Source organism: Pontibacter pamirensis, assembly GCF_010015475.1.
Classification (GTDB): domain Bacteria; phylum Bacteroidota; class Bacteroidia; order Cytophagales; family Hymenobacteraceae; genus Pontibacter; species Pontibacter pamirensis.
Genome location: NZ_SSNI01000002.1, coordinates 97,680 through 119,168 on the forward strand (window position 1 = coordinate 97,680; position 21,489 = coordinate 119,168).

13 protein-coding genes are annotated in these 21,489 nt (G+C 48.4%); 5 read left to right on the forward strand and 8 right to left on the reverse strand.

Features of this window, described 5'->3' with window-relative positions:
- Window positions 1-105: 105 nt before the first annotated feature.
- The 5 genes from E1919_RS03275 (at window position 106) to E1919_RS03295 (ending at window position 4,931) form a co-directional block, all read left to right on the forward strand.
- On the forward strand, window positions 106-1,281 hold the full coding sequence (locus tag E1919_RS03275; RefSeq protein ID WP_162051905.1) for a TolC family protein: 1,176 nt from the start codon (window positions 106-108) through the stop codon (window positions 1,279-1,281).
- A gap of 86 nt (window positions 1,282-1,367) precedes the next feature.
- Window positions 1,368-2,675, forward strand: a complete 1,308-nt coding sequence (locus tag E1919_RS03280) for a heavy metal-binding domain-containing protein (RefSeq protein ID WP_162051906.1) — start codon at window positions 1,368-1,370, stop codon at window positions 2,673-2,675.
- Window positions 2,676-2,751: 76 nt separating this feature from the next.
- The gene (locus tag E1919_RS03285) at window positions 2,752-3,957 is read left to right on the forward strand and encodes an efflux RND transporter periplasmic adaptor subunit (protein ID WP_162051907.1); all 1,206 of its coding nucleotides are present in this window, start codon (window positions 2,752-2,754) and stop codon (window positions 3,955-3,957) included.
- A gap of 114 nt (window positions 3,958-4,071) precedes the next feature.
- Window positions 4,072-4,254, forward strand: coding sequence for a hypothetical protein (locus tag E1919_RS03290; RefSeq protein ID WP_162051908.1), 183 nt, complete (start codon window positions 4,072-4,074; stop codon window positions 4,252-4,254).
- A gap of 56 nt (window positions 4,255-4,310) precedes the next feature.
- Window positions 4,311-4,931 carry a DUF3347 domain-containing protein gene (locus E1919_RS03295; protein WP_162051909.1) on the forward strand — a complete coding sequence of 207 codons (621 nt, stop codon included), beginning with the start codon at window positions 4,311-4,313 and terminating at the stop codon, window positions 4,929-4,931.
- A gap of 83 nt (window positions 4,932-5,014) precedes the next feature.
- Here the strand turns inward: E1919_RS03295 and E1919_RS03300 are convergent, their stop codons facing one another.
- The 8 genes from E1919_RS03300 to E1919_RS03335 all read right to left on the reverse strand — a co-directional run bounded on the left by E1919_RS03300 (window position 5,015) and on the right by E1919_RS03335 (window position 21,488).
- Window positions 5,015-6,724: a glycoside hydrolase family 9 protein gene (locus tag E1919_RS03300; RefSeq protein ID WP_162051910.1), complete on the reverse strand. Its 1,710-nt coding sequence runs from the start codon at window positions 6,722-6,724 to the stop codon at window positions 5,015-5,017.
- A 467-nt stretch (window positions 6,725-7,191) separates the two neighbouring features.
- The gene (locus E1919_RS03305) at window positions 7,192-8,541 is read right to left on the reverse strand and encodes a vanadium-dependent haloperoxidase (protein WP_162051911.1); all 1,350 of its coding nucleotides are present in this window, start codon (window positions 8,539-8,541) and stop codon (window positions 7,192-7,194) included.
- A 2-nt stretch (window positions 8,542-8,543) separates the two neighbouring features.
- Window positions 8,544-11,903, reverse strand: coding sequence for a VCBS repeat-containing protein (locus E1919_RS03310; protein WP_162051912.1), 3,360 nt, complete (start codon window positions 11,901-11,903; stop codon window positions 8,544-8,546).
- Window positions 11,904-12,063: 160 nt separating this feature from the next.
- Complete coding sequence (locus E1919_RS03315; protein ID WP_162051913.1) at window positions 12,064-14,475, reverse strand: T9SS type A sorting domain-containing protein; 2,412 nt, start codon at window positions 14,473-14,475, stop codon at window positions 12,064-12,066.
- A 166-nt stretch (window positions 14,476-14,641) separates the two neighbouring features.
- On the reverse strand, window positions 14,642-16,258 hold the full coding sequence (locus E1919_RS03320; RefSeq protein WP_162051914.1) for a glycosyl hydrolase: 1,617 nt from the start codon (window positions 16,256-16,258) through the stop codon (window positions 14,642-14,644).
- A 291-nt stretch (window positions 16,259-16,549) separates the two neighbouring features.
- Window positions 16,550-18,601 (reverse strand): IPT/TIG domain-containing protein, encoded by a 2,052-nt coding sequence (locus E1919_RS03325; RefSeq protein ID WP_162051915.1) that lies wholly within the window; start codon window positions 18,599-18,601, stop codon window positions 16,550-16,552.
- A 25-nt stretch (window positions 18,602-18,626) separates the two neighbouring features.
- The gene (locus E1919_RS03330; RefSeq protein WP_162051916.1) at window positions 18,627-19,793 is read right to left on the reverse strand and encodes a glycan-binding surface protein; all 1,167 of its coding nucleotides are present in this window, start codon (window positions 19,791-19,793) and stop codon (window positions 18,627-18,629) included.
- A gap of 33 nt (window positions 19,794-19,826) precedes the next feature.
- Window positions 19,827-21,488, reverse strand: a complete 1,662-nt coding sequence (locus E1919_RS03335; RefSeq protein WP_162051917.1) for a RagB/SusD family nutrient uptake outer membrane protein — start codon at window positions 21,486-21,488, stop codon at window positions 19,827-19,829.
- Between the last annotated feature and the right edge of the window lies 1 nt (window position 21,489).

The window sequence follows — 21,489 nt, forward strand, 5'->3', positions numbered from 1 at the left end:
TTATCAATTCTCATTTTCAAGGGTGCCGGGAGATGGTTTACATCTGCTGCTGGCTTGTTGCTGTTGCTGTTAGGGAGCACATCTGCCTCAGCCCAGCAACAGCCAATGTCATTAGACAACATGCTGCAGACGATACAAAGGGATAACCCTATGCTGCAGCAGTACGGTTATCGGGCGAAGGCAATGGATGCCTATGCAGAAGGTGCAACAGGCTGGATGGCCCCGATGGTGGGGGCAGGCGTATTTATGCTGCCTTACCCCGGCCAGGATGTGGAGCGTGATGAACGGGAAGGTTCTTACATGATCTCTGCGGAGCAGGCAATTCCGAATCCTGCCAAACAGCGTGCTAAGCAAGAGTATATGAACTCCCGGGCCGCCATTGAGCAGGCCAAAGCCGATGTTCTGTACAACCAGTTAAAGGCTCAGGCAAAAGCTACCTATTACAGCTGGGTGGTGTTGGAGAAGAAACTGGATGTGTTGCAGGATAGTGAGCGTATCATGGAATTCATGCTGAAACTTGCCCGCATCCGCTACCCTTACAGCCAGGGTAAGTTAGGCAGCATATACAAAGCAGAGGCGCGCCTGCACGAGGTGGAGAACATGCAGCTGATGACGCGAAACGAGATTGCACAGAAAAACGTGCAGCTCAACATCCTGATGAACCTGCCAAAAGAGCAGACCTTCCCCATCGACACGGTCACCAGCATACCAGAACCTGTGGCACTGGCAGTAGACACTGCTTACCTCAACGACAACCGCAGCGATATCAGCCAGCTAGACAGAACCATTCAGTCGATGCGGCTCAATGTGGAGCAGGAACGGCTGGAGCGCAAACCTGATTTCCGGGTGAGCTTTAATCATATGACGCCCCGTAACAGCATGATGCCAAACATGTATACCGCCATGGGTATGGTTAGTATTCCTATCGCCCCCTGGTCGTCTAAAATGTATAAAGCCAACACAAAAGCTATGAACCTGGAGATTGAGGCCATGCAGCGGGAGCGTGAATCCATGCTGAATGAAGCAGAGGGAATGGTCCGCACGATGGCAATGGAGCTAAATGCGAAGCGGGAGCAGGTAGAGAATTACAACACGAAGATTATACCTGCACTGAAAAAGAACTACGACGTGACCATGATCGCCTATGAAGAAAACAACGCCCAGCTATCGGAGGTGATCGATGCCTGGGAAGCACTAAACATGGCCCACATGGAGTACCTGAATAACCTCCAGGAGCTTTACCTGCTGGCTGTAGATTATGAGCGCGAGATAGAGAAATAAATTATCAATGATTGAATAAATGAATTTTGAATCTGGAAAACAAACATTCAGTCATTCAGAATTCATTTATTCAAAAATAAACAAACATGAAACAATACCTGAACATAATCCTGCTGCTGCTCTTTGTGCTGACAGCGGCGGCTTGCCAAGGTGACGAAGCGCACGAGCACGCGGAAGGAACGACCTATACCTGCCCCATGCACCCGCAGGTAGTGCAGGACGAACCCGGCACCTGTCCCATCTGCGGCATGGATCTCGTGCCTCAGTCGGTTGAGGGGGAGGCAGTGGTGATGACAGATGAACTCACCTTTCTGTTACAGCCAACGAACGAAACAGTGATTTCGAGTGTACCTGCTGTTACCCCGGAACAGAAGGTGGTAGAGGCTTCCGTTGAGATGGAGGGAATAATTACCTATGATGAAAGGAGAGTGTATTCCATACCTGCACGCGTAGGTGGCCGTATCGAGAACCTGTACGTGAAGTACAATTTCCAGCCTGTCCAGAAAGGCCAGAAGCTGATGGAGGTGTATAGTCCGGATTTAGTTACTGCACAGAAGGAACTACTCTACCTCGTGCAGTCTGCTCCTGAAGATGAAGCCCTTATAGCAGCAGCCAAACAGCGGTTACAGCTCTTGGGAGCCACCGATGCACAAATCAACCGCCTGATCCGCACGGGGGAGGCCAGTTATACATTTGCCATCTATAGCCCTTACGATGGCTACGCAATAGGTTTGAACACCACTGCGCCGTCTGCCATACCTAGCGAGATACCTATCAGGCAGGCCAATACAGGCGGAGGAATGAATGGTATGGGCGGCGGTGATGCAGGGTCAGCCTCTCAACGGAGAATGCCAGCTGCCGGCGAGGAGATACAACTGCGTGAGGGAATGTATGTGGGCGCAGGGCAGCCGCTGCTGCGCGTGGTAAATCCGAACCAGCTGTGGGCTGAGTTTAACATACCTGCCGGGGAGGTAAGCGCCATTGCCAAGGGCGCTCCTGTACAAATTACTTTCCCGCAGCTGCCTGGCGAGAAGCTGGAGGCACAGGTAGATTTCCTGCAACCGTTTTACGAAGCTGGTGAGAATTTTGCAAAGGTAAGAGTGTACCTGCCGGGAGAGCAAAAGATAGCCCGTGTAGGGCAATTAGTATCGGCAGAGGCCAGCTACACCACTGCCCCTGCCCTGTGGGTGCCGCGTACGGCGGTGCTGGATATCGGAACCAGGTCTGTTGCTTTTAAGCAGGTAAACGGCGTCTATAAGCCGGTAGCCGTTACAGTCGGAACCATAGAAGGAAACCAGGTACAGGTAGTGGAAGGGCTGGATCAGACGGACAAAATTGCCTCCGATGCCCAGTTCCTGATAGACAGTGAAAGCTTTGTAAAAATAAATGACTGAATAAGCGAATAAAGAATTTGAACATGAAAACAAACATTCAGTCATTCAGAATTCAGTTATTCAAAATTAGAAGAACATGAAACGATACCTGAACATATTCTTCCTGCTGCTCTTTGTGCTGACGGCGGTTGCTTGCCAAACTGATGAAGCACACGAGCATGCCGAGGTAGATGGAACTACTTATACCTGCCCCATGCACCCGCAGGTGGTGCAGGATGAAGCGGGCATTTGTCCGATTTGCCACATGGACCTTGTGCCTGTGTCACAATCCGGAAAGGACACCGGAGAACTGATGTTGAGCGAGAACCAGATAGCCCTTGGCAACATCAAAACGAGCCCCATTGTTTACGGCGATGTGTCCAGCAATTCTATCCTGACAGGGAAGCTGGTTATTGATGAAACGCAGACAGACATTGTCAGCAGCAGGGTAACAGGACGAATTGAGCGCTTGTACATCAAAGAAACAGGTGAGCAGGTGCAAAAAGGCCAGCCTCTGTACGACATTTACTCTGAAGAACTCCTGACCTTACAACGGGAGTACCTGCTGGCCTTAAGACAAAACCAGGAACTTGGCGCAGAGAATCCTCGCTTCGCCTCAATTCTTGAGTCTGCTAGAAAAAGGCTCCTGCTCTATGGCCTGACGGAGGCTCAGATCAGGAACCTGGGAAAGAGCGAAAATTTAGATGCCCGTGTTACCTTTGTGGCGCCAACCTCGGGTGTGATAACTGATGTGGCCGCAGCGGAGGGGCAGTATGTATCAGAAGGAGCTGTACTTTACAGGCTGGGTAAGCTTGACAAAATATGGGTGGAGGCTGAGCTATACCCGCAAGAGGTGGCAAGTGTGCAGGCGGGTGATGTAGTACAGGTGGCGGTGCAGGGCTTTGCAGGCGAAGCGGTTACGGCAAATGTTACTTTCATCAGCCCCGAGTTAAAGCAAGGGAGCCAGGTGACAGTGCTTCGGGCAGAGTTGCCCAACGTGGATGACCAGTACATGCCGGGTATGCAGGCCAGCGTCATGCTCCCCGGCAAAAACGGCTCTACACTGGCAGTACCTACTGATGCCGTTATCCGGGATGAAGGCGGCAGCCATGTATGGGTACAGACAGGTGGTAATACTTTTCAGGCCCGCATGGTGACACTGGGAGAAGAAAGCGCTGACAACGTTGCTATTCTAAGCGGAGTGGAAGAAAATGACAGGGTCGTTACCTCCGGCGCATACTTATTGTACAGCGAATTTGTGCTCAAGAAGGGGGCAAACCCTATGGCAGAACATAATCATTAAACAATTCTGAATAACTAAATTTTGAATGGCTGACTAACGTCTCTTCAGAAGACAGTTCATCACTAACCTTAATTTAAAACTAAAGTCAATAACTAATTTAATAAAATTTATATCATGAAAAAGACCCTTTTTGTAGCAGCCGCTGTAATTGCTTTCTCCTTTTCGGCATGTTCCGAAGATAACATAGCAAACACAGAGCACCATGAAGAAATGCATGATGAAGAGGTGCATAGTGATGAAATGGACTCAGAAGAAATGCATGATGAAGAGGTGCATGAGGAGAAGATGGCTCACTAGGAGTCTTCAATCAAATGAAAGCTGAATAAATAAATGGATAATTATAAAACGACAAAATGAAAAAGACACTTTTTGCAGCAGCCGTTGTAGCTGCTTTCACATTTACTTCTTGTTCTGAAAACACATCTGAAAATGTAGAAACAACAGTGGAAAACACAGAAGTGATACAGGCAGATGCTGCCCAGACAACTAATGTAGTGGTGGAAACTCCTGATTATGCCAATGTAGCAGAGTCGATGAAAACGCAGATTTCACAGCTGGTAAGTCAGTATATGATCATGAAAGACGCTTTAGTAGCTTCTGATGCCAGTGCCGCCAAAGCATCTGCCAATGAAGTGCTGGAAATTGCCCGTGCAATGCCAGTGGCAACACTTACTGGCGATGAAAAAGCTTACGCCGAGGAGAAAAGAGAAGCGGTAGTGAATAGCGCCACTCAGATTGCGCAGGCAAATGACGTGGAGGCGCAGCGTGAGAACTTTGAGCAGTTGTCAGAGTCTGTCTTCGCTATGACCAAAGCTTTTGATGCTGCCGATCAAACACTGTACTACCAGCATTGCCCGATGGCCCTAAACAACCAGGGAGCTTACTGGCTAAGCTCAAACGAAGAAATCCGTAACCCTTACTTTGGCGAGAAAATGCTAAAGTGCGGAAGTACGGAAGAAGTGTACGTAGACTAACACAACGGCTTTTCCTTCAACAAAAAGGCCTCCTCCCAAAGATTTGGGAGGAGGCCTTTTTGTTGTGCTCTTACTACTTATTTTTACAAGGCTGCCCTGTCCTGCAGCGCCTCTATGGCACCCGCCAGGTAAACAAAAGGCGCATTCCAGTTGATGGCTATTTCGTTGGAGGCGTAGGAGCAATCATCATCTGTAAACATCTCATCCGCGAAAGAGGACTGGTAGGTCGTGCAGTTGTCCTGCTTGTCGGCTCTGGCGTTCGGTCCCCCAGAGAGTAAGCCTGGAACAGGCTCTTCAATGCCGTCGGCTACAGATGGTCTGTGGTGTGGCTTCATCACTGACTTCTCACCAAAACCAGTCAGAAAAGAATAACCGGTAGCGTTACGGCCTAAGAGATAATCCAGGTTGGAAAGTGCTGCTTTCAGGTACTTTTTGTTATCTGTCAACTGGTATGCCTGAATCAGGACGATGCCCTGGTTGGCGGCTACAGAGCTGCTTCCCCAAATATAGTCTCCTTCCGTTTTTCCCATCACTGTTCTGTAGGTACGCGTGTCTGCTCCATCTATAAGTTCATCAGCAAAAGACACGAGGCGCTTCTGAATCTCCGGCAGGTCCTTCTGTGCAGCAGGCGTAAGTTCACTGCTGAAGCGGTTCAGGGTATAATAGCCCAGCAGGCGCACCTGTGGCCATGACGGCAGCGGCATCTTATTGTCCGGTAACATGTTCACTTCATTGTAATACGTGTCCTGCTTTGTGGTCACATACAACTCCGCAGCAGCCCAGATAAACTCATCGCTGTAATCCTTGTCTCCGTAGCCTCCCGTAGAAACCTCCGGCTTGAACTGCTTGTTCATGGCATTCTGGTCATAGTCAACGTTCGGGTTGCGCTGTGCCCAGCTCCAGGCTTTCACCGCGGCCACCAGCGCAGAATCCGCCAGCCCAGGAAATTCACTCTCGTAGTTACTGAAAATGCGGCTTGCCTGTGCCATTACAGCGGCAAAATCGAGGGTAGCGGCAGTACCTTTCTGCACCACATAACGCGGCTTGGAAGCCTCTGCAGGCATTATCATGCCTTCGAAAGAAGGATTTGTGAGCTTATTGTACACACCCCCGTCCTCCGGGTCCTGCATGGCCATCATCCAGCGCAGGTTCCAAAGCGCCTCATCCAGAATGTCAGGCACGTTGTTGCCACTTTCAGGGATGTTCAGTTCCAGGTTCTTATAAAAACCTGGGAAGTCTTCGTAGGCAGAGAGTAAAGTACCCATGCTGATGCCGGAGTTCACAATATATTTGTTGTAGTCGCCGGCATCATACCAACCGCGTGGGGCAGAAATCACTGAGCCAGCCGGACGCTGCGTAGAAACTGCAGAAGGATGAATTAGCACCTCGTTATCGGGGTGACCTGCCGCACGGGCCCATTTACCGGCATATTGCTCCGGGAGGTCTGTAGACATGCGCTGGTAATAAAACCCTTTGATAGAGGCTGCCGCCACATCTTTGTGCACGTCTCTGTCTATCTCAAATTCATAAGAGTGTCCTATTCCCGGTATGACCAGTACATAGCTTCCCGGCTCTTTGTAATTAGAAAAATCAGCTACTCGTGTCGGTCTGTTAGAGAATTCACCGGCCTTGGTGGCTGTTAACTGGCCTGTGTACACCGTTTCCTGCAGGTCGGGCGTTTTCACATAGAATTCACCATCCTCCATTTCGCCTACCACCACAGCCATTTTCGGCGCATTAGGGTAATAGCCGACCTGGTTCAGGCGTATGTTTTCTGACAGTTGCTGCTCCATAGCTACTGTACCTGTTTCCTGTTGCGCCGTTGAACATGAAAAAAGAAACGCCGCAGATACTCCACATACTAATTTTGTAAAAGTTGTTGAGTTCATATTTTTCAGATAAGTGTGATTGCTTACTTGTTACACTGCTAAGGTAAGCATAGTACGCGGCTCTAAAGGGCATAGAATGTTTCAGATGCATACCTGCCGCGTTAAAATGCTGCATTTGCTACAGAAAACAAGGGTTGCCGGCAGGGAACTTGGTTGTAAAACCTTTGGAAGGACAACTACTTAGACTTAGACATGCCCGCCCTTGCTGCACATTTCAACGGAAGTCAAAGCTAGCCAAGACTTCCATGTCCGCATACTCGGATGGGTAATATACGAGGATTAGGAAGTTTCCCGGCAGATTGCTTTCGGAGACATATGTCCAAAAGAGCAGTAGTAGTAAGCAGCTTATTGTTGCAGGTTACTTCTATTAGCTACTTCTGAACAATAGCTTCCTTTTCCGCAGCGATAGCTTTTCCTGTTTTATCTAAAACCCACTCCCCTACCTGAAGCCCCTGGGTACGTCCGTTGTCGATAGCATCCATGAAGTGGATGCCGCCATAAAATCGGGAGAGGCCGGCTTCAATGGCCGCCTGCTGGAAGGACTCGAATGCACGCTCCGGTAATCCATAGCGCACTTCTACTGTATCGGAATACTTAAAATCTTCGCCGAAGTAGTGCGTTAGCACCACGGCCGAAGCTGCAGAGATAGTAGAGTGGCCACTCAGGTATTCCGGGAAAGGAGGTGTTTGCAGAAAAGGCTTCCAGGAGGTATCCATGTATTTTCTGATGGCTGTTTCAGGGCGGATACGGTTGCTTCTGAATTTCTCGTCCCAGCAGGAGATAAAGCCGTCCATCAAGGACACGGATACCATGGTGTTAATTTCCATGGCCTCAGAAAAGCTTTTGTTTGCCTGCTTACAGGCAATGCCCGTGATGCCCAGCCAGTGTGCACCGGGTGATATCTTTTTCATGCCCACCATCAGGTGCCCGTTATCCTGCAAGGCAAAGGGATTACAGTCCCAGAAAGCAGCGATGGCTTTTTCCTCTTCTGTCAGATTATTTGCTCCTTTTTGTTGGCACTGCTGCAGCATGGTATAAAACTCAGAGTTCTTATCTTTTGAGAAAGCAACAGGAGGGGCTGGCTGGAACTGGCTGCAGGTGTCGAGGGTGAAAGAGCGCACAGTGTTGAAATAAGGCTCCACAGGCGCAAAAAATCCAGGAGGCGTCGGATGCCAGGTGCCTTCTACCTCTGAAGGAGAGTAGCGGGCGTAGTTGCTGATGCGGTTGTACTTATCGGCTTTGGCATAGGCCAGAATGTCTTTGCTTACCGCCTGCGCATAGGCAAGCGAATTTGTGACTAACTCCTCAGAAACACCTGCGTTCCGCAAAGAATCAAGAAACTGCTGCTCGTAGGCATCTAGCAGTGCGCCGGAAGGCTGCATTTTTTTGGCTGTCTCCATCATCGCCAATAGTGCACTTAGCTCAGGAGAATATCCTGTTAGCCCAGCAGGCTTTTCTATTTTAGGATATTCATTCAGGATACCGTACATGCTTTGGCGGCTGCTGTCGTTTTGCGACATGACCTCATACCCCGCCAGTGTGGCATAAGAGAAAAAACGGGCCGCCAGCGGTGGATTGGTAACATCATTTACCATCAGGTCCGTCATTTCAGCGATAACCTCACTGATATGTTGGCTGCTGAAGGAAAGCGGTTGCTCCTCCCGCTCTTTACAACCAAACACCAGCATCATAATAAAAATGAAGGGCAGTAGTTCTCTCATAGTTACTTGATTTTGTATGCCTTTATATCCTGCTGATTTACTCCGAACAATATCGAATTATCAAATGTAAGTATACTTCTGACATCCCCCTTTAGCTGCAGGCCCGATTGATACTGCGGCACATACGTAAAGTCGCCCTTACCGTCGCCTTGCAATAGCAAACCATAGCTGGCATCATACTTCCCGAACCGCAGACGAGCCTGGTTCATATTTCCGGCCAGAAGCACATCCAGTTTCCCGTCTTTGTTAAAATCGAGCGGGCTGATGGCGTAGACAGGTGCAAACTGTGCTTCTATCGGCAGGGGCCTTAGAACGAACTTTCCACCTGCACTGCTCTCAAAGTAAGTTGTCTCTAAGTAATTAGCAGACAGTTGCTTTGCCCCATTAAGTTCCTCCGGCGTAAAGATATCCTGCAGGGTTGCATCAGCATAGCTCTCGTAGCTTGCGAAACGCGTCCGCATCATGCTCACCTGCTCCTGCAGTTCGTCGCGGGTTACATAGGGGTAACGCTGCCCTTTGATGTGGAACGTCAGGATAGGGTCTACAGAACCATTGTCGTCGAAATCTTTATAATATAGCTCTGCCAGCTGATTTTCGGAAGCTTTTACCTGTGAATTCAGCCCCATGTTTCCTACCATCAGGTCCGGTTTTCCGTCCTGGTTAAAATCCTCTATTAGTAGTTTATTCCACCAGCCACTGTAGTTTTTGCTAAAATAAGTATCAGTGGCATTACTTAATTTTCCATTGGTGTTTTTGAACACACTTACCGGCATCCACTCTCCTACTAGTATTAGTTCAGCCTTGTTGTCGCCGTCCAAGTCGTGCCAGGCAGCATCAGACACCATGCCTATCTGCTGTAAAGCGGGTGCTACGGAGGCGGTCGCATCTTTGAACCGACCGGTGCCGTCGTTCAGCAGCACATAGCTTCTTGGCAGCTCCGGATAACGGCCCGGAATCACGCGGCCACCAACGAACAAATCCTGGTGCCCATCGCCATTGATATCTGCGGAACGGGCGCTGCTGGTGCTGGTCAGCATCTTAGGTAAAGCATCGGTTGTTTTTGTGAAGTTGCCTTTGCCATCGTTCAGGTATAGGCGGTCCTGCAGCAAAGCATCTTCCGGGGCAAAGTTGCCGTAGCCGCCGCTGCTGACGTACAAGTCTACGTTACCGTCACCGTTCGCATCAAAGAAAACGGCATCTACATCTTCACTCAACTTATCAGCCTCAAAAGCTGCTGTAGCCTTCGCCGCAAACCGGCCGCCCTTTTGCTGCAAGTAGAGTGCTCCTGCCTGTCCTGCTCCACCACCGGCAAATACATCCTCCAGGCCATCGCTGTTTACATCGGCTTTCACAAGCGCCGGTCCAGAGAACGACATCGGGTTCACCAGCAGTGGCTGACGCTTAAAATCATTCACAGCACTTTTCTGATGCGTAAACGATACCGGCGATTTGATAGGCTCTAAAGCAGAACTCGTTTTAGCTTTAGGGTAGCGGTATGTGGAAGTGGCCTCCTTTTCCTCCAGCACGAGCACCTGGTTTGCCTTTACATCACGCAGCACCTGCTGTTTCCCGCTCTGCCACACTACACGCAGCGAGTCGACTGTAGCCGCTTCGCCTACACCGAAGTGCAGCACCGGCGATACGTTAGACTGATACCCTCGTGAAGGCATTTGCTCCTGGTACTGCTGCATACCATCTTTATACAGCATCACTTTCGCCCCAACACCAAGTGTGTTTTTACCGCTTCCCTGCAGTTTTACCTGGAGGTACTTGTGGTTCAGTTGCTTATCTGCCTTGTTCTGGTAGATAAAAGCAGGCTTGTTGATGTTGTTGACCACCAGGTCCAAGTCGCCGTCGTTATCCAGGTCAGCGTAGGATGCGCCGTTGCTGTTTGAGGCAACATTCACTCCCCAGTCCACGCCTTTATTGGTGAAGGTCAAGTCACCGTTATTTTTATAAATGTAATTATTAATGTTAGAGGCGGGTATTTTATTCACCAGGTCTAAAATACTCTGCCGGTTCATCTTGTTACCTACCCCCTGGAAATAAGAGCTTCTATACTTTATAAAGTCAAGGTTAGTAAAATCGCGTAGGAAACCATTCGATACAAAAAGGTCTTTCCAGCCGTCGTTATCGTAATCGGCAAACAGCGGGGCCCAGCTCCAGTCGGTATTCGAGATACCTGCTAACTGCCCTACTTCACTGAAGGTGCCATCTCCGTTATTAACATGCAACATGTTGCGCATGTACTGGGGGCTGAATCCGGCATTTACAAAAAGGTCGAAGTACTCATAGTTATCCGGGGAGAACAGCAGCTTCTGCCTCCGGTTATCCTCCGGCAGCATATCTAGGGTATACACATCCAGCAGGCCATCGTTGTTGATGTCTGCTACATCATTTCCCATAGAATATAATGAGATGTGCCCGACGCTTTGGTTGATTTTATCCGTGAAGGTGCCGTTACCGTTGTTGATATAGAGATAGTCCGGCGCAGAGTAATCGTTTGAGATGTATATATCCAGCCAGCCGTCGTTGTTTATATCCGCTATACCAGCACCCAGGCCATAGGTAAATGCAGAGCCAGCAAAACCTGCTTTATCAGACACATCAACGAACTTACCATCATCATTCCGGAACAGCTTCACCCGCATTTCCGGCTCCGTCTTTTTCTGGATTTCTTTTATAGCAATATCATCAAGGTTGCTGAAAGTAACAGGATTGTGGTTGAGCAGGAACATATCCAGGTCGCCATCCCGGTCGTAATCAAAGAAAGTGGCGCTTGTGCTGAAAGAGGCATCGGCCAGCCCATACTCCTGTGCCTGCTCCGCAAACTTTGGAACTCCGTTGGCATCTGGCCCCTGGTTAATGAAGAGCTGATTGGCCCGGGCCTCAGGAGGCATGTTACCTGAATAGCAGAGATACATGTCCAAGAGGCCATCGCCATTAACATCGGCCATGGATACACCTGTTTTCCAGTTATTCGGCCTGCCTGCCACGCCAGCCGGCACCGTGATATCTTCGAACTGCATGTTGCCCTTGTTCAAATACAGGCGGTTGGCCACCATATTTCCTGAGAAATAGATATCCTGCAGGCCATCGTTGTTGATATCACCAACAGCAACACCGCCCCCGTTGTAAAAATACTGGTAAGCTAAAATATTTCCGTAAGGGTTTTCCTGTATGGTGTTGCTGAAACTGATGTTGGTTTGCGCTGCTGGCAACAAGGAAAAGAGCGTTTCGGCGGGAGCCTGCTTTTCCTGTGGTGCACCAGTTTCAACTTTAGCATCTTTCTCCTTACAACCTGCAAAAAAAGCGGTAAGCATGAAAAGATGAAAAAGACGGGACTTTTTTAAAAACTGCATTCTGTTATATGATGGCAACTAAATTAAGTAAACTTGTACATACCTGCAACAAGCATGCATTTGAGCCTTTATGTTCTAAGCACTCTAACACAGAAAGCCAGATATTAAATCCACTGCAAGTAATAACTCATGTACAGGTCAAATACATGCCCCCGCATCTTTAATACTTCATAATCTTTACAGACTGCACTTTTTCTCTTTGTCTAATCGTCAGAACATAGATTCCAGCCTCCAGGTTGGTGCCAATAGCACATTTGCCGCTGCATTGCCCTTTGGCTACCTGCACCCCCAGCATGTTCACAATGGTATAAGTAAAGGGCGCATCAGCTTCTAGTTGTAAAGTCGTACTGAAAGGGTTTGGAGAGTAAGTAAAGGAGATTTTCTGTTCATCTTCTATCCCATTCACAATACCCGGAATATCTCCATACACGATGCCTCTGCCACTTGTGGCTACATACACCCGTCCGAACACGCGGGGGTCTCCGGTTATGTCGTTCACGCCACCAAATTGGTGCTGCTCATCATTCACTCTCACCCAGGTAGCACCGGCATCGTCGGAGCGGAAGAAACCGCTTTCATCATTAACGTTGCCAGCTATGTATACTGCCGGATAGGTTTGGCCGGGTGCCGCTTTGCCAAAACCTACTTTTACTGCTTCCCGCACATTGAACTGTTTAAGAAAAGTGCCTCCGGAGTTGGTGGAGCGGTAAAGCCCGCCGTTTGGGTTCGTCAGCCAAAGCTCCCCTTCCACGCCAAATACGGCTTCCAGGTTTGCGGCCCAAAGCTGCCAGCTTGGTACGGTAGGTAGCCCTGTAGCTGCTGCGGAAAAGGATGTTCCGCCGTTGGTACTCAGCATAACCCGACCTGCCTCCGCATCATATGCATAAAACTTTTTAGCATTCACACGGTCTGCCACAGGCCTCAGACCTCCTTTTGATATGCCAGTTGCGCTGGTCCAACTGCCGCCATTATTGCGGGAGTAGAATACACCTGATGCTCCGCCAGGAGCCCAAACAAGTGTGGTGCCATCCGCAGAAACAGCAATCGTGCCCCCTCCGGTAGTGCCTGCCGGAGCACTTGCAAAGGCTGTCCAGGTGCTGCCGCCATCGGTGGAGTATGCTCCGAACCTGCCATCCGCGTTATAGTGTGTTCGCGCCATAAAGGCAGGCTTGTTCTCTGCAAAATCAATGCTTGTGTTGGTACCATAAAGAGGAGCTAACCGGCCGGCTGCAGGCGAAACATTCAAATTGTCGTGCCGAAAACCATCTATGTCGCCTAAAGCACTCACTAAAGGAGCACCGGAAGGCGGGCTGATAAGCTGTAGCGGTACTGTTTCCTCCAGCCCCTGGTTTTGAAACACCCACCGGGTTGGGCTGTTGCTTTCGGCGGCAGACAAGTTGTTACTGTTATACACGCCGTACCCTGTTGTGAACCAGGCATTGTCTGATTGGAAGGGGTCGATTTCAACGTCACCTATCCAGTGCGGTGTGGAAGCGGCAGCATAAGGAGCTTGCGAATGGTCGAAAACTGCTTCGTTCAAAAGAGGTATCCAATTTGCTCCGCCATCGCTGGAATAAAACACTTCGTCACGGGGCCACCACCTGCCTATCGTCGAAACGATAAGTGTACCTGGCTGCTGTGGGTCGAGCGACAGACCGGCATAACCACCCTGGCCTGCTGGTGGGTTGATATTGGTCCATTGGCCTGTTGCCGTATCCAGCTTCCAGACTGCTCCTGCCGTTATATTGTTAGGCCCCGGCCCGTTTGAGTAGGTAATGTATAACGTGCCATCTGCAGCCAAGGCAGCCTGGTGCGGCATGTAGTCCATTGGAGCATCCGCCATTGCTTGCCAGGTACTGCCTCCGTCTGTGCTTTTATAGAGGTTGGTTCCTGTTTGCAGCACTCCTACATATATGGTAGGCGTAGGTTCTCCTGTTGTTCCGCTGCCTTTATCAAACATCACAAATGAAATTCCACCTGATGCTATGGGAGAGCTTTCTATCGGAAAACTGTTCACCTTGCTCCAGTTCGCTCCGCTGTCGGTGCTTTTCCAGAGGCCATCGGTGCTGGACCCCAGGTAAAGCACACTGCCCAGGTTCGGGTCTACCATCAGCCGTTCTCCTGCCGACCGGCCATCTTCGTTGCCGCCCAGCTTGATAGGCAGTTCAGTCCTTGTCCAGGTATTTCCTTTATCGGCTGAGGCTAGTATTGCTCCTGTACCCGCCCACGATTGGGTATAGAGTCCGGTGGCCAGGTAGACATTGTTTGGGTCTGAAGGGTCAGTTGCCAAACTAAGTATACCCGTGTAGTTTTCTTCTTCCCGCCCCAGATGATCTGTGAGTGGTATCCAGGTTTTGTTTGCTTCGTCCCACCGATAGGCGCCCCCTACATCCGTTCGGGCATACACTAGATTTCTTTCTGACGGGTTGTATATGATACCCGTTACAAAACCTCCTCCCTGTATCTGCACATTCTTCCAGGTATATTCCCCAGAAGCCTGTGCCCAGGCATTCTGTTGCAATATATTACAGGCAAAAAATAAAAGTAAAACAAGAGAGTAGCGTTTCTTCATATAAAGCATTGTTAGGAAATCAGAGTAATATTCAGTTCGGGCTGCACCAAAAAGTAGTCACTTTCCAAGTCGGGGGTGGCACTAGAGAGGGCACTGCCCTTTTTATACTATTTCATGCTGTTGAAAATAGTTGATAGCTGCGCCTTCTGCAGATTCTTAGCTGCGGCTATATTTTTATGATTCTTACTGCTGCTCCATTTAAGTCTGTTTTCACCAGGTATAACCCTGGAACGAGGCCCGTGAAAGATACGATAGCTGTTGTTCCGCCTGCTTTCTGCTGCTTCACCAACTTGCCCTGTGCATTGTAAATGGTGATAGTCTCCATTCTCCGCTCGCTGCTGATGGCTAAATCTCTCACCACCATAGTTGGATAAGCTATAAAAGCCGGTTTCTCCTTTTGGTTATTCCACAGGCCCGTCGGTTCTATTGGTTCAGCTACTGAGTCTTGCCTTTCGTATGTGCTTAGCTGCGGCATTTCATCGAGCGTAATCACATACTCATGCGCAAACATCTTTCTCCATAGGGCAAGGGAATTATACTTGCTATCACGGGTATACCCACCGTACCAGGGCATATACCATGACCAGGCGGCTCCGTCGCTCACAAGATTGTCAACATCCGGGAAAGAGCCCACCTCGCTTAGTGTAAGCATTTTTTTGCCGCCATACCGGCTGTTCATGTCACTGAACTCCAGCGTCTGCGAGCCGTGGTCTCCGTCTTTGTATATGTCTCGCCCCACTATATCTACATACTCGTCACCGGGGTACCAGGCATCGTCGTCCGGCTCCCTTGTCCACACCCAAATAAGGTTGCGCAAGCCATGGTGATTTACCATACGGTCGTACATCAGGTGCCACAGCGCTTTCAATGGCTCAGGGCCTTTGGCACCCCACCAGAACCAGCCACCTGCCGCTTCATGCAAAGGCCTCCATATTACCGGAACATGCTGGTCCTGCAGTTTTTTGAGCATGCCCGCTACATAATCAATGTCAGCCAGCATGGCAGTATATTCTGCTGAGGTCGGGTCAGAGATTCTGGAAATATCAAATGCAGTACCTTCTGGCTTATCGTTAGTTCTGGTATAAAATTGCTCTGTTGTGCGGGAAGGATCACGCCAGTGCCACATTAAGGCAGGTATGCCGTTTCTGCTGTACCAGGTTTTAGCATCGTTGATAGGCGTTTCATCATTGTACCAGTTATAATCGCGGCCACTGTGCATGAAGTCAATCCCTAACAAAGCGGGTTCTTTACCGGTATTCTCCTTTAGCCATTCTGATTCATCAAAACTATTCAGTGTCATCACTCCAGAGATGATCTTGTCTCCATAATTGTCCAGCAGAAAATCATACAGAGCGGTTGCCTCTTTGGTGGGGTTTGGGGTGACGAGGGTCTGGTTCAAATCAAACCTGCCTGTTGCGTCCACACTTTCAAACTCGATGTAGTCGATGTCAATCCACCCCCAGGATTTAGAAATTTTTACCTGGTGCTGGCCGGCAGCTAGCTTTTGTGCGCTGACAAGTTTGAGGGTGGTATACTGGTTGTTCTGTTTCAGCGAGAAATCTAAAGTATTCCCTCCTATTTCAAACTTATTTATTTTGTCTCCCGATGGAGCTGCCGCTCTGATGTAGATGTTGTAAAAACCTTCTACAGGAATGGTTACCGTGAAAGTAAGGTTACCTTCTCCCTGCGCCACGGCACTACCTCCAGAGCAATTTGCACATGCTATTTTCGATGCTCCTCCGGCAAGTGTCGCATTTTCAGCTTCATATTTCTGGGCTTGCACTTCTGAAGTGAGCAGGTTTACAAACAGTAAGCAAAAGAGTATTGTAAAAACTTTATTCATCCGCATCATTCACAATTTCAAAGACAAAAATTGGGCGCGCATTACCCTTTATTCACTATTAGATTATGAATAACCTCACTAAACGTATGCACTATGATGACTTGCATATAAATGCGTTTCAAGCACGTAATTAACTAAAATTAGCTCATGCTTTGGCAGATAATGCAGCACCAAAAAGGTAAAAAAAAAGGAAGAACAATGCTGCTCTTCCTTTTTTAGAATTACGTTCTATTAACGTAACCCAATATCATCTATATAAACGGTATTATCGGCTTTAGGATCTATGTTCTTGATCCAAAGCTCCGATATCCCATTTGCAGGATTTCCTAAAGCAGTCAATGGAATCTCGATCGTTGTATACCTTCCGCCAACTACGTTAACAGGTACTTCATTTAAGTTTGCACCAGCTGCATTTTTACCTTGTATTGCTATTCTTGTATTTCCTGAGTCTCCATATACATAAAGTATAAGGTGTGTTCTACCAGAAAGAACATTCGCATTCGTGTTTGCGAACTGTAAGGCACCATATCCATCATAAACGACCTTTATCGCGTTCTCACCTCTATGTGGCTGTTCCTTGTTAGCCATATCCTGAGATGCCGTGCTCCAGCCATTCCACTTTGCCCATCCTGTGGCCAATGCCTCCTGGTAGATGTAATAGTCGATGTTTGGTGCTGCCGTACCAATCACAGCTCGCTTATCGGTGGTAACTTCAAAACCAGTAGTAGTGATAAGTTTCAATATACCGGTCTCTGCATCAGCAGGGACAGTTAAAACAATCTGGTTGGCATTTTTAGCCACGAAAGTAGAAACTCTGGCACCACCTGTAAACTCAACGGTCTGAACGAGATCCAGGTTTGTTCCACTGATGGTAAGGTAATTTCCTGGAACAACCGGCTCTGGCGTAACAGTTGTAATAGCAGGTAAGATGATGCTTACACGGTTATCTGTTTCTATCACATAACCGCTTGTAGTCGTCAGAGTCAAAGCCCCTCTCTTAGCATTCATCGGTACCTGCACAACAATTCGTGTAGCCGACTGGCTAACAAAAGAAGTTACCTCAGTACCGCCCTGGAATTCGATGCTCTCTACAAGATCAAGGTTGGTACCGTTGATGGTCAGGTTCTGCCCCGGATCTACCGGGCTTGGAGACAGCGATGTGATAACAGGTAAAACAATGTTCACCTGTTGCGTAGTTTCAACCTCTACACCTGAACTTGCCACCATCGTTAACGTGCCAGTTGATGCATTTCCTGGCACTTCAACCACAATTTGTGTGGCAGACTGATCTACAAACTCACTTACATTAGCTTCTCCTACACCTGTAAATTGGATCTCCTCTACAAGGTTAAGGTTTGTACCCGTTATTGTCAGGTTCTGTCCATGTCGGACAGCATTAGGAGACAATGCAGTTACCGCAGGTAACACAACAATTAAATATTGCGTCGTTTCGACCTCCACATCAGACATCGCCACTAGCGTAAGAGGACCCGTAGCCGCATTGGCTGGTATTTGCGCAACAATCTGAGTAGGTGTTTGGCTTACAAACTCAGTTACTACAGCTTCGCCTACACCTGTAAACATGATTGCTTTTACAAGATCCAGATTGGTACCTGTAATGGTAACATTTGAACCGGTATTGAAAGGCGTTGTAGGTAAAGCCGTTACTTGTGGCAACGTTACTACCAGTTCGTTCTCCGTTTCAATAGACATAGGCTCTGTCCCGCCACCTAAAAGGAACAATGTTCCGGTTTTGGCAGTCATCGGCACCTGTAGTACCAGCTCAGATGCTGTCTGGCTTACAAACTCGTCTACTGTGTCGCTGTCAAACACTACACCTTCCACCCAGTTAAGTCTGGTACCGGTTATAGTAATGTTAGCGCCAGGTCTTGCTTCTTCGGTTACGGAAGTGATGGTAATCGGAACATTAAAACTCAAAATGGTTTTGGAAACAACTTCCCCGCCGTCCGCAAGCCTGAGTGTCACTAATCCTGCCATTGCCTCATTGGGTACCATGAGCCTGATGAGGTCTGTCGTCTGCTCAATAAAATCCGCTTTTGTAACGGTAGCTCCAGCCAGTTCAATAGCCTCTACACGGTCCATATTTCGACCAAAAAACCGAATTTCGTCTCCGTGTCGCACTCCGGTCGGACCAAAGCTTAACAACTGCACATCTCCTGATGTTGGATCTACATCATCGTCGTCATCGCAAGATGTGATGAAGCCGAATGAAAGCACCAGGCAGATAAGCAAGAGTAGCCTTGTGTTATAAAAATTCTTCATACTTATATATATCTTTTTATAAGAACTAATTATTCGCTATAGGTACTACCCTCATATTATCAATTGCAAAATTCGCTTCTACTGGGAGCGGGCCGCTAAAGTGGAAAGACACGCCATAGCCGTTCGGGTTGTATGCAAACTCATTGTTGTCAGCATAGAAATCCTCCCATGGAATGGTCACTGTTTCCCAATCACCATTCGTGTTCACATTAGGCTTCCATATATAATAGGTTTCTCCTCGCTCGCCGCCTACGTCCTGGCCCATGTACATTCTGATCTCTGCACCTGTTAGAGGAGCTAGTGTGTTTACTTCAAACTTCAGCACATAATCCGATGGATTTGCAAAAGCTGCCTGAGGAATGTTTTTGGTTTCTTTGGCTACATCGCTGTCTGCACCACCAACATACATTTCAAACCATGCCCAGGCACCCAACTGTCGGTTAACGCGGATAAAATTCCCGTTGATGTTTTGAATATCCGGATCAGATGCTTTGATATAGGCTGGTCCATGCCACAACCCTGCAGTGGTTTCATCAAAACTTGCAATGATGTTTCTGTTATCACGGAACCAGAATTCAGACTCTGTCTCACCAAAGTTGGTTGCTACAGTAATTGGACCTGGCTCCGCTCCCTCCGGCACTCTCACCTCTATCCTATCGGCATCTTCTGATACCAGAACTATTTCCCCTTCTACTCCTCCTGTAAAGGTTACCGTAACAGGTGCGTAGAAATAATTGCCGAATATACTAGCTACATCACCAGTGTTCACATACTCATTCATCATTCCTAAAAGCACCGGCTCGCTAATATCTACCACAAAATCATGTAATAAAGAATCACCATCCGCAAATATGATTTTCATTTGGTTTGAGATCTCCAGCGGTATTTCAGCAGGAACTCGGGTGATAATGGACGTACTGGAGATGAACGTAGGAGACAGTATTCCTCGCTGATCGTTGAACCAAATTTCGCGCGCATCCTGAAGATTCTGTCCTACAATGGCAATCATACTGCCCTGCCCTGCCATCGCAATGAGAGAGTCTGATGCATCGGGTCTTGTAACCCTGATGTAATCAATCCTGGGTGTACCACCGCTCGGGCCATTTTCATCATCATCAGAACAGGACGAAAACATTCCTGTCATCGCTAAAGCGAAGAAGAGGAATAACAATGATTTATAATTTAATTTCATAATATGCTTTTTCTACATTTAGTGATAACAACATTATCCTCCAAACTCATAAGGAACCGGCTCATCTCTCAGCCATGGTGCCTGACTTGCCTCAGATGCTGGTATTGGAAGCAGGAAGTTTCCGGAACTAGCTGTAGCTGTTCTTTCAGTAAACCACTCCGTTTTCTCAAACTCCCATGAAGTTGGGTGCGGCATACGGTTTGGATGAGCCACAAATAATCCTCGATCCTGGCTGTTGATAATATCATAGGCCCTTTGAGGATCATAGTAGTGGATTCGAACCAGGTCATACCACGCCAACCCTTCCATGGCAAACTCTTTCATACGCTCTTCAAAAACGTCCTCCCAGGTAAGCACATCCTCAATAGGAGCCACACGAGCCCTGTTTCTAATCACATTTACATATTCCAGCGCTTTCGCATCCGTGGTAGATTCGCTGCTACCGAGAACTGCATCCGCATAGATCAGGTACATCTCGGCTAATCGCAACATGTAGGTGTCGTTTGGATAGCGTTGCTGCGCAGCCTGGCCTCCTACGTCAGCAGCTTTACCTACTACATACTTCTTGATGTTGGCAAAGCTGCTTTGTGCGTCGGCACCTGGTGCAGGGAAAACTAACTCCTGCTCAGTTGCGTTACCTTCTGCATCCCGCACAGTCTGCGTTATCTCAGGGTAATGGAAGCCTGGCAGCATGTAAGTAGCTTTCAGACGCGTATCATTGGTGAATCCATCTTCAAACAAGCCATCGTAGAGGCTCAGTTGCCACCATGTAGCACCTAAATCGCCCCCCCAGCCATCACCATTGGCGATGTCGTTGCTGTAAGTAATCTGAGACACCATGGTGTTAGCATATCCGTAGTTGGTTGTAAACACCCACTGCTGCTCAAACAGCGACTCTATGTTATTGTCATAAGGATAACGGAACAGGTCAGCATAATCAGGAAGCAGGGCATGGCCACTCATGGTGATCACTCTTTCTGCATACTGCTTTGCCAGATCCAGGTATTCCTGGTTCATGCTGCCACCTACTCCGGCCCTGATCAGGTACGTTCGGGCTAGCATACCTTCTGCCGACCATTGTGACACTCTTCCGGGTGCAACAGCATTGGCCGGGAGATTTTCAGCCGCATACTGGTAGTCTCTGGTGATAAACTCCCAAACACTTTCTACTGTGTTGCGCTTTACAGCCGGATCATTCAGTAATGTCAGGTTATTTTCTATAATCGGCACTGGACCATAGTTCATCACCAGTAAAGAATAAGCGGTGGCGCGCATAAAGCGTGCTTCGGCAATCACGTGCCTCTTTATCTCATCAGATACTTCAGGCCCTGCGTAGCGCTCTACGTTTTGAATCAGGGTGTTGGCCTGGCCGACTACAATCCAGAATGCGCGGTAAGCTTCGCTATTTGATGTAGAAACTTCTGTGGTGTTAAACAACACATCGTCTCTGTATCCCCAGGCACGCATCGTTGTTCCGGCTCTAAGGTCTCCTAATGCCCAGGATGCTTTGTCTACATAATCCTTCCACACCACGCTGTAGAGCGGTGCTGACGCTGCCAATAATTGTGCATCAGTTTTAAAGAAGTTGGCATCCACTAAAGTGTCTTGCGGTGGCCTTTCCAGGAAATCCTTCTCGCAGCCCGAAAAAACGGACAGGGCCAGAAGTCCACCTATGTATAAGAATCTATTTTTCATT

What these genes read in the sequence shown, in the direction of transcription:
- E1919_RS03335 (WP_162051917.1), bottom strand. Translation starts at nt 21,488, where the DNA reads ATGAAAAATAGATTCTTATACATAGGTGGACTTCTGGCCCTGTCCGTT.
- E1919_RS03305 (WP_162051911.1), bottom strand. Translation starts at nt 8,541, where the DNA reads ATGAGAGAACTACTGCCCTTCATTTTTATTATGATGCTGGTGTTTGGT.
- E1919_RS03295 (WP_162051909.1), top strand. Translation starts at nt 4,311, where the DNA reads ATGAAAAAGACACTTTTTGCAGCAGCCGTTGTAGCTGCTTTCACATTT.
- E1919_RS03310 (WP_162051912.1), bottom strand. Translation starts at nt 11,903, where the DNA reads ATGCAGTTTTTAAAAAAGTCCCGTCTTTTTCATCTTTTCATGCTTACC.
- E1919_RS03285 (WP_162051907.1), top strand. Translation starts at nt 2,752, where the DNA reads ATGAAACGATACCTGAACATATTCTTCCTGCTGCTCTTTGTGCTGACG.
- E1919_RS03330 (WP_162051916.1), bottom strand. Translation starts at nt 19,793, where the DNA reads ATGAAATTAAATTATAAATCATTGTTATTCCTCTTCTTCGCTTTAGCG.
- E1919_RS03315 (WP_162051913.1), bottom strand. Translation starts at nt 14,475, where the DNA reads ATGAAGAAACGCTACTCTCTTGTTTTACTTTTATTTTTTGCCTGTAAT.
- E1919_RS03280 (WP_162051906.1), top strand. Translation starts at nt 1,368, where the DNA reads ATGAAACAATACCTGAACATAATCCTGCTGCTGCTCTTTGTGCTGACA.
- E1919_RS03300 (WP_162051910.1), bottom strand. Translation starts at nt 6,724, where the DNA reads ATGGAGCAGCAACTGTCAGAAAACATACGCCTGAACCAGGTCGGCTAT.
- E1919_RS03325 (WP_162051915.1), bottom strand. Translation starts at nt 18,601, where the DNA reads ATGAAGAATTTTTATAACACAAGGCTACTCTTGCTTATCTGCCTGGTG.
- E1919_RS03290 (WP_162051908.1), top strand. Translation starts at nt 4,072, where the DNA reads ATGAAAAAGACCCTTTTTGTAGCAGCCGCTGTAATTGCTTTCTCCTTT.
- E1919_RS03275 (WP_162051905.1), top strand. Translation starts at nt 106, where the DNA reads ATGTCATTAGACAACATGCTGCAGACGATACAAAGGGATAACCCTATG.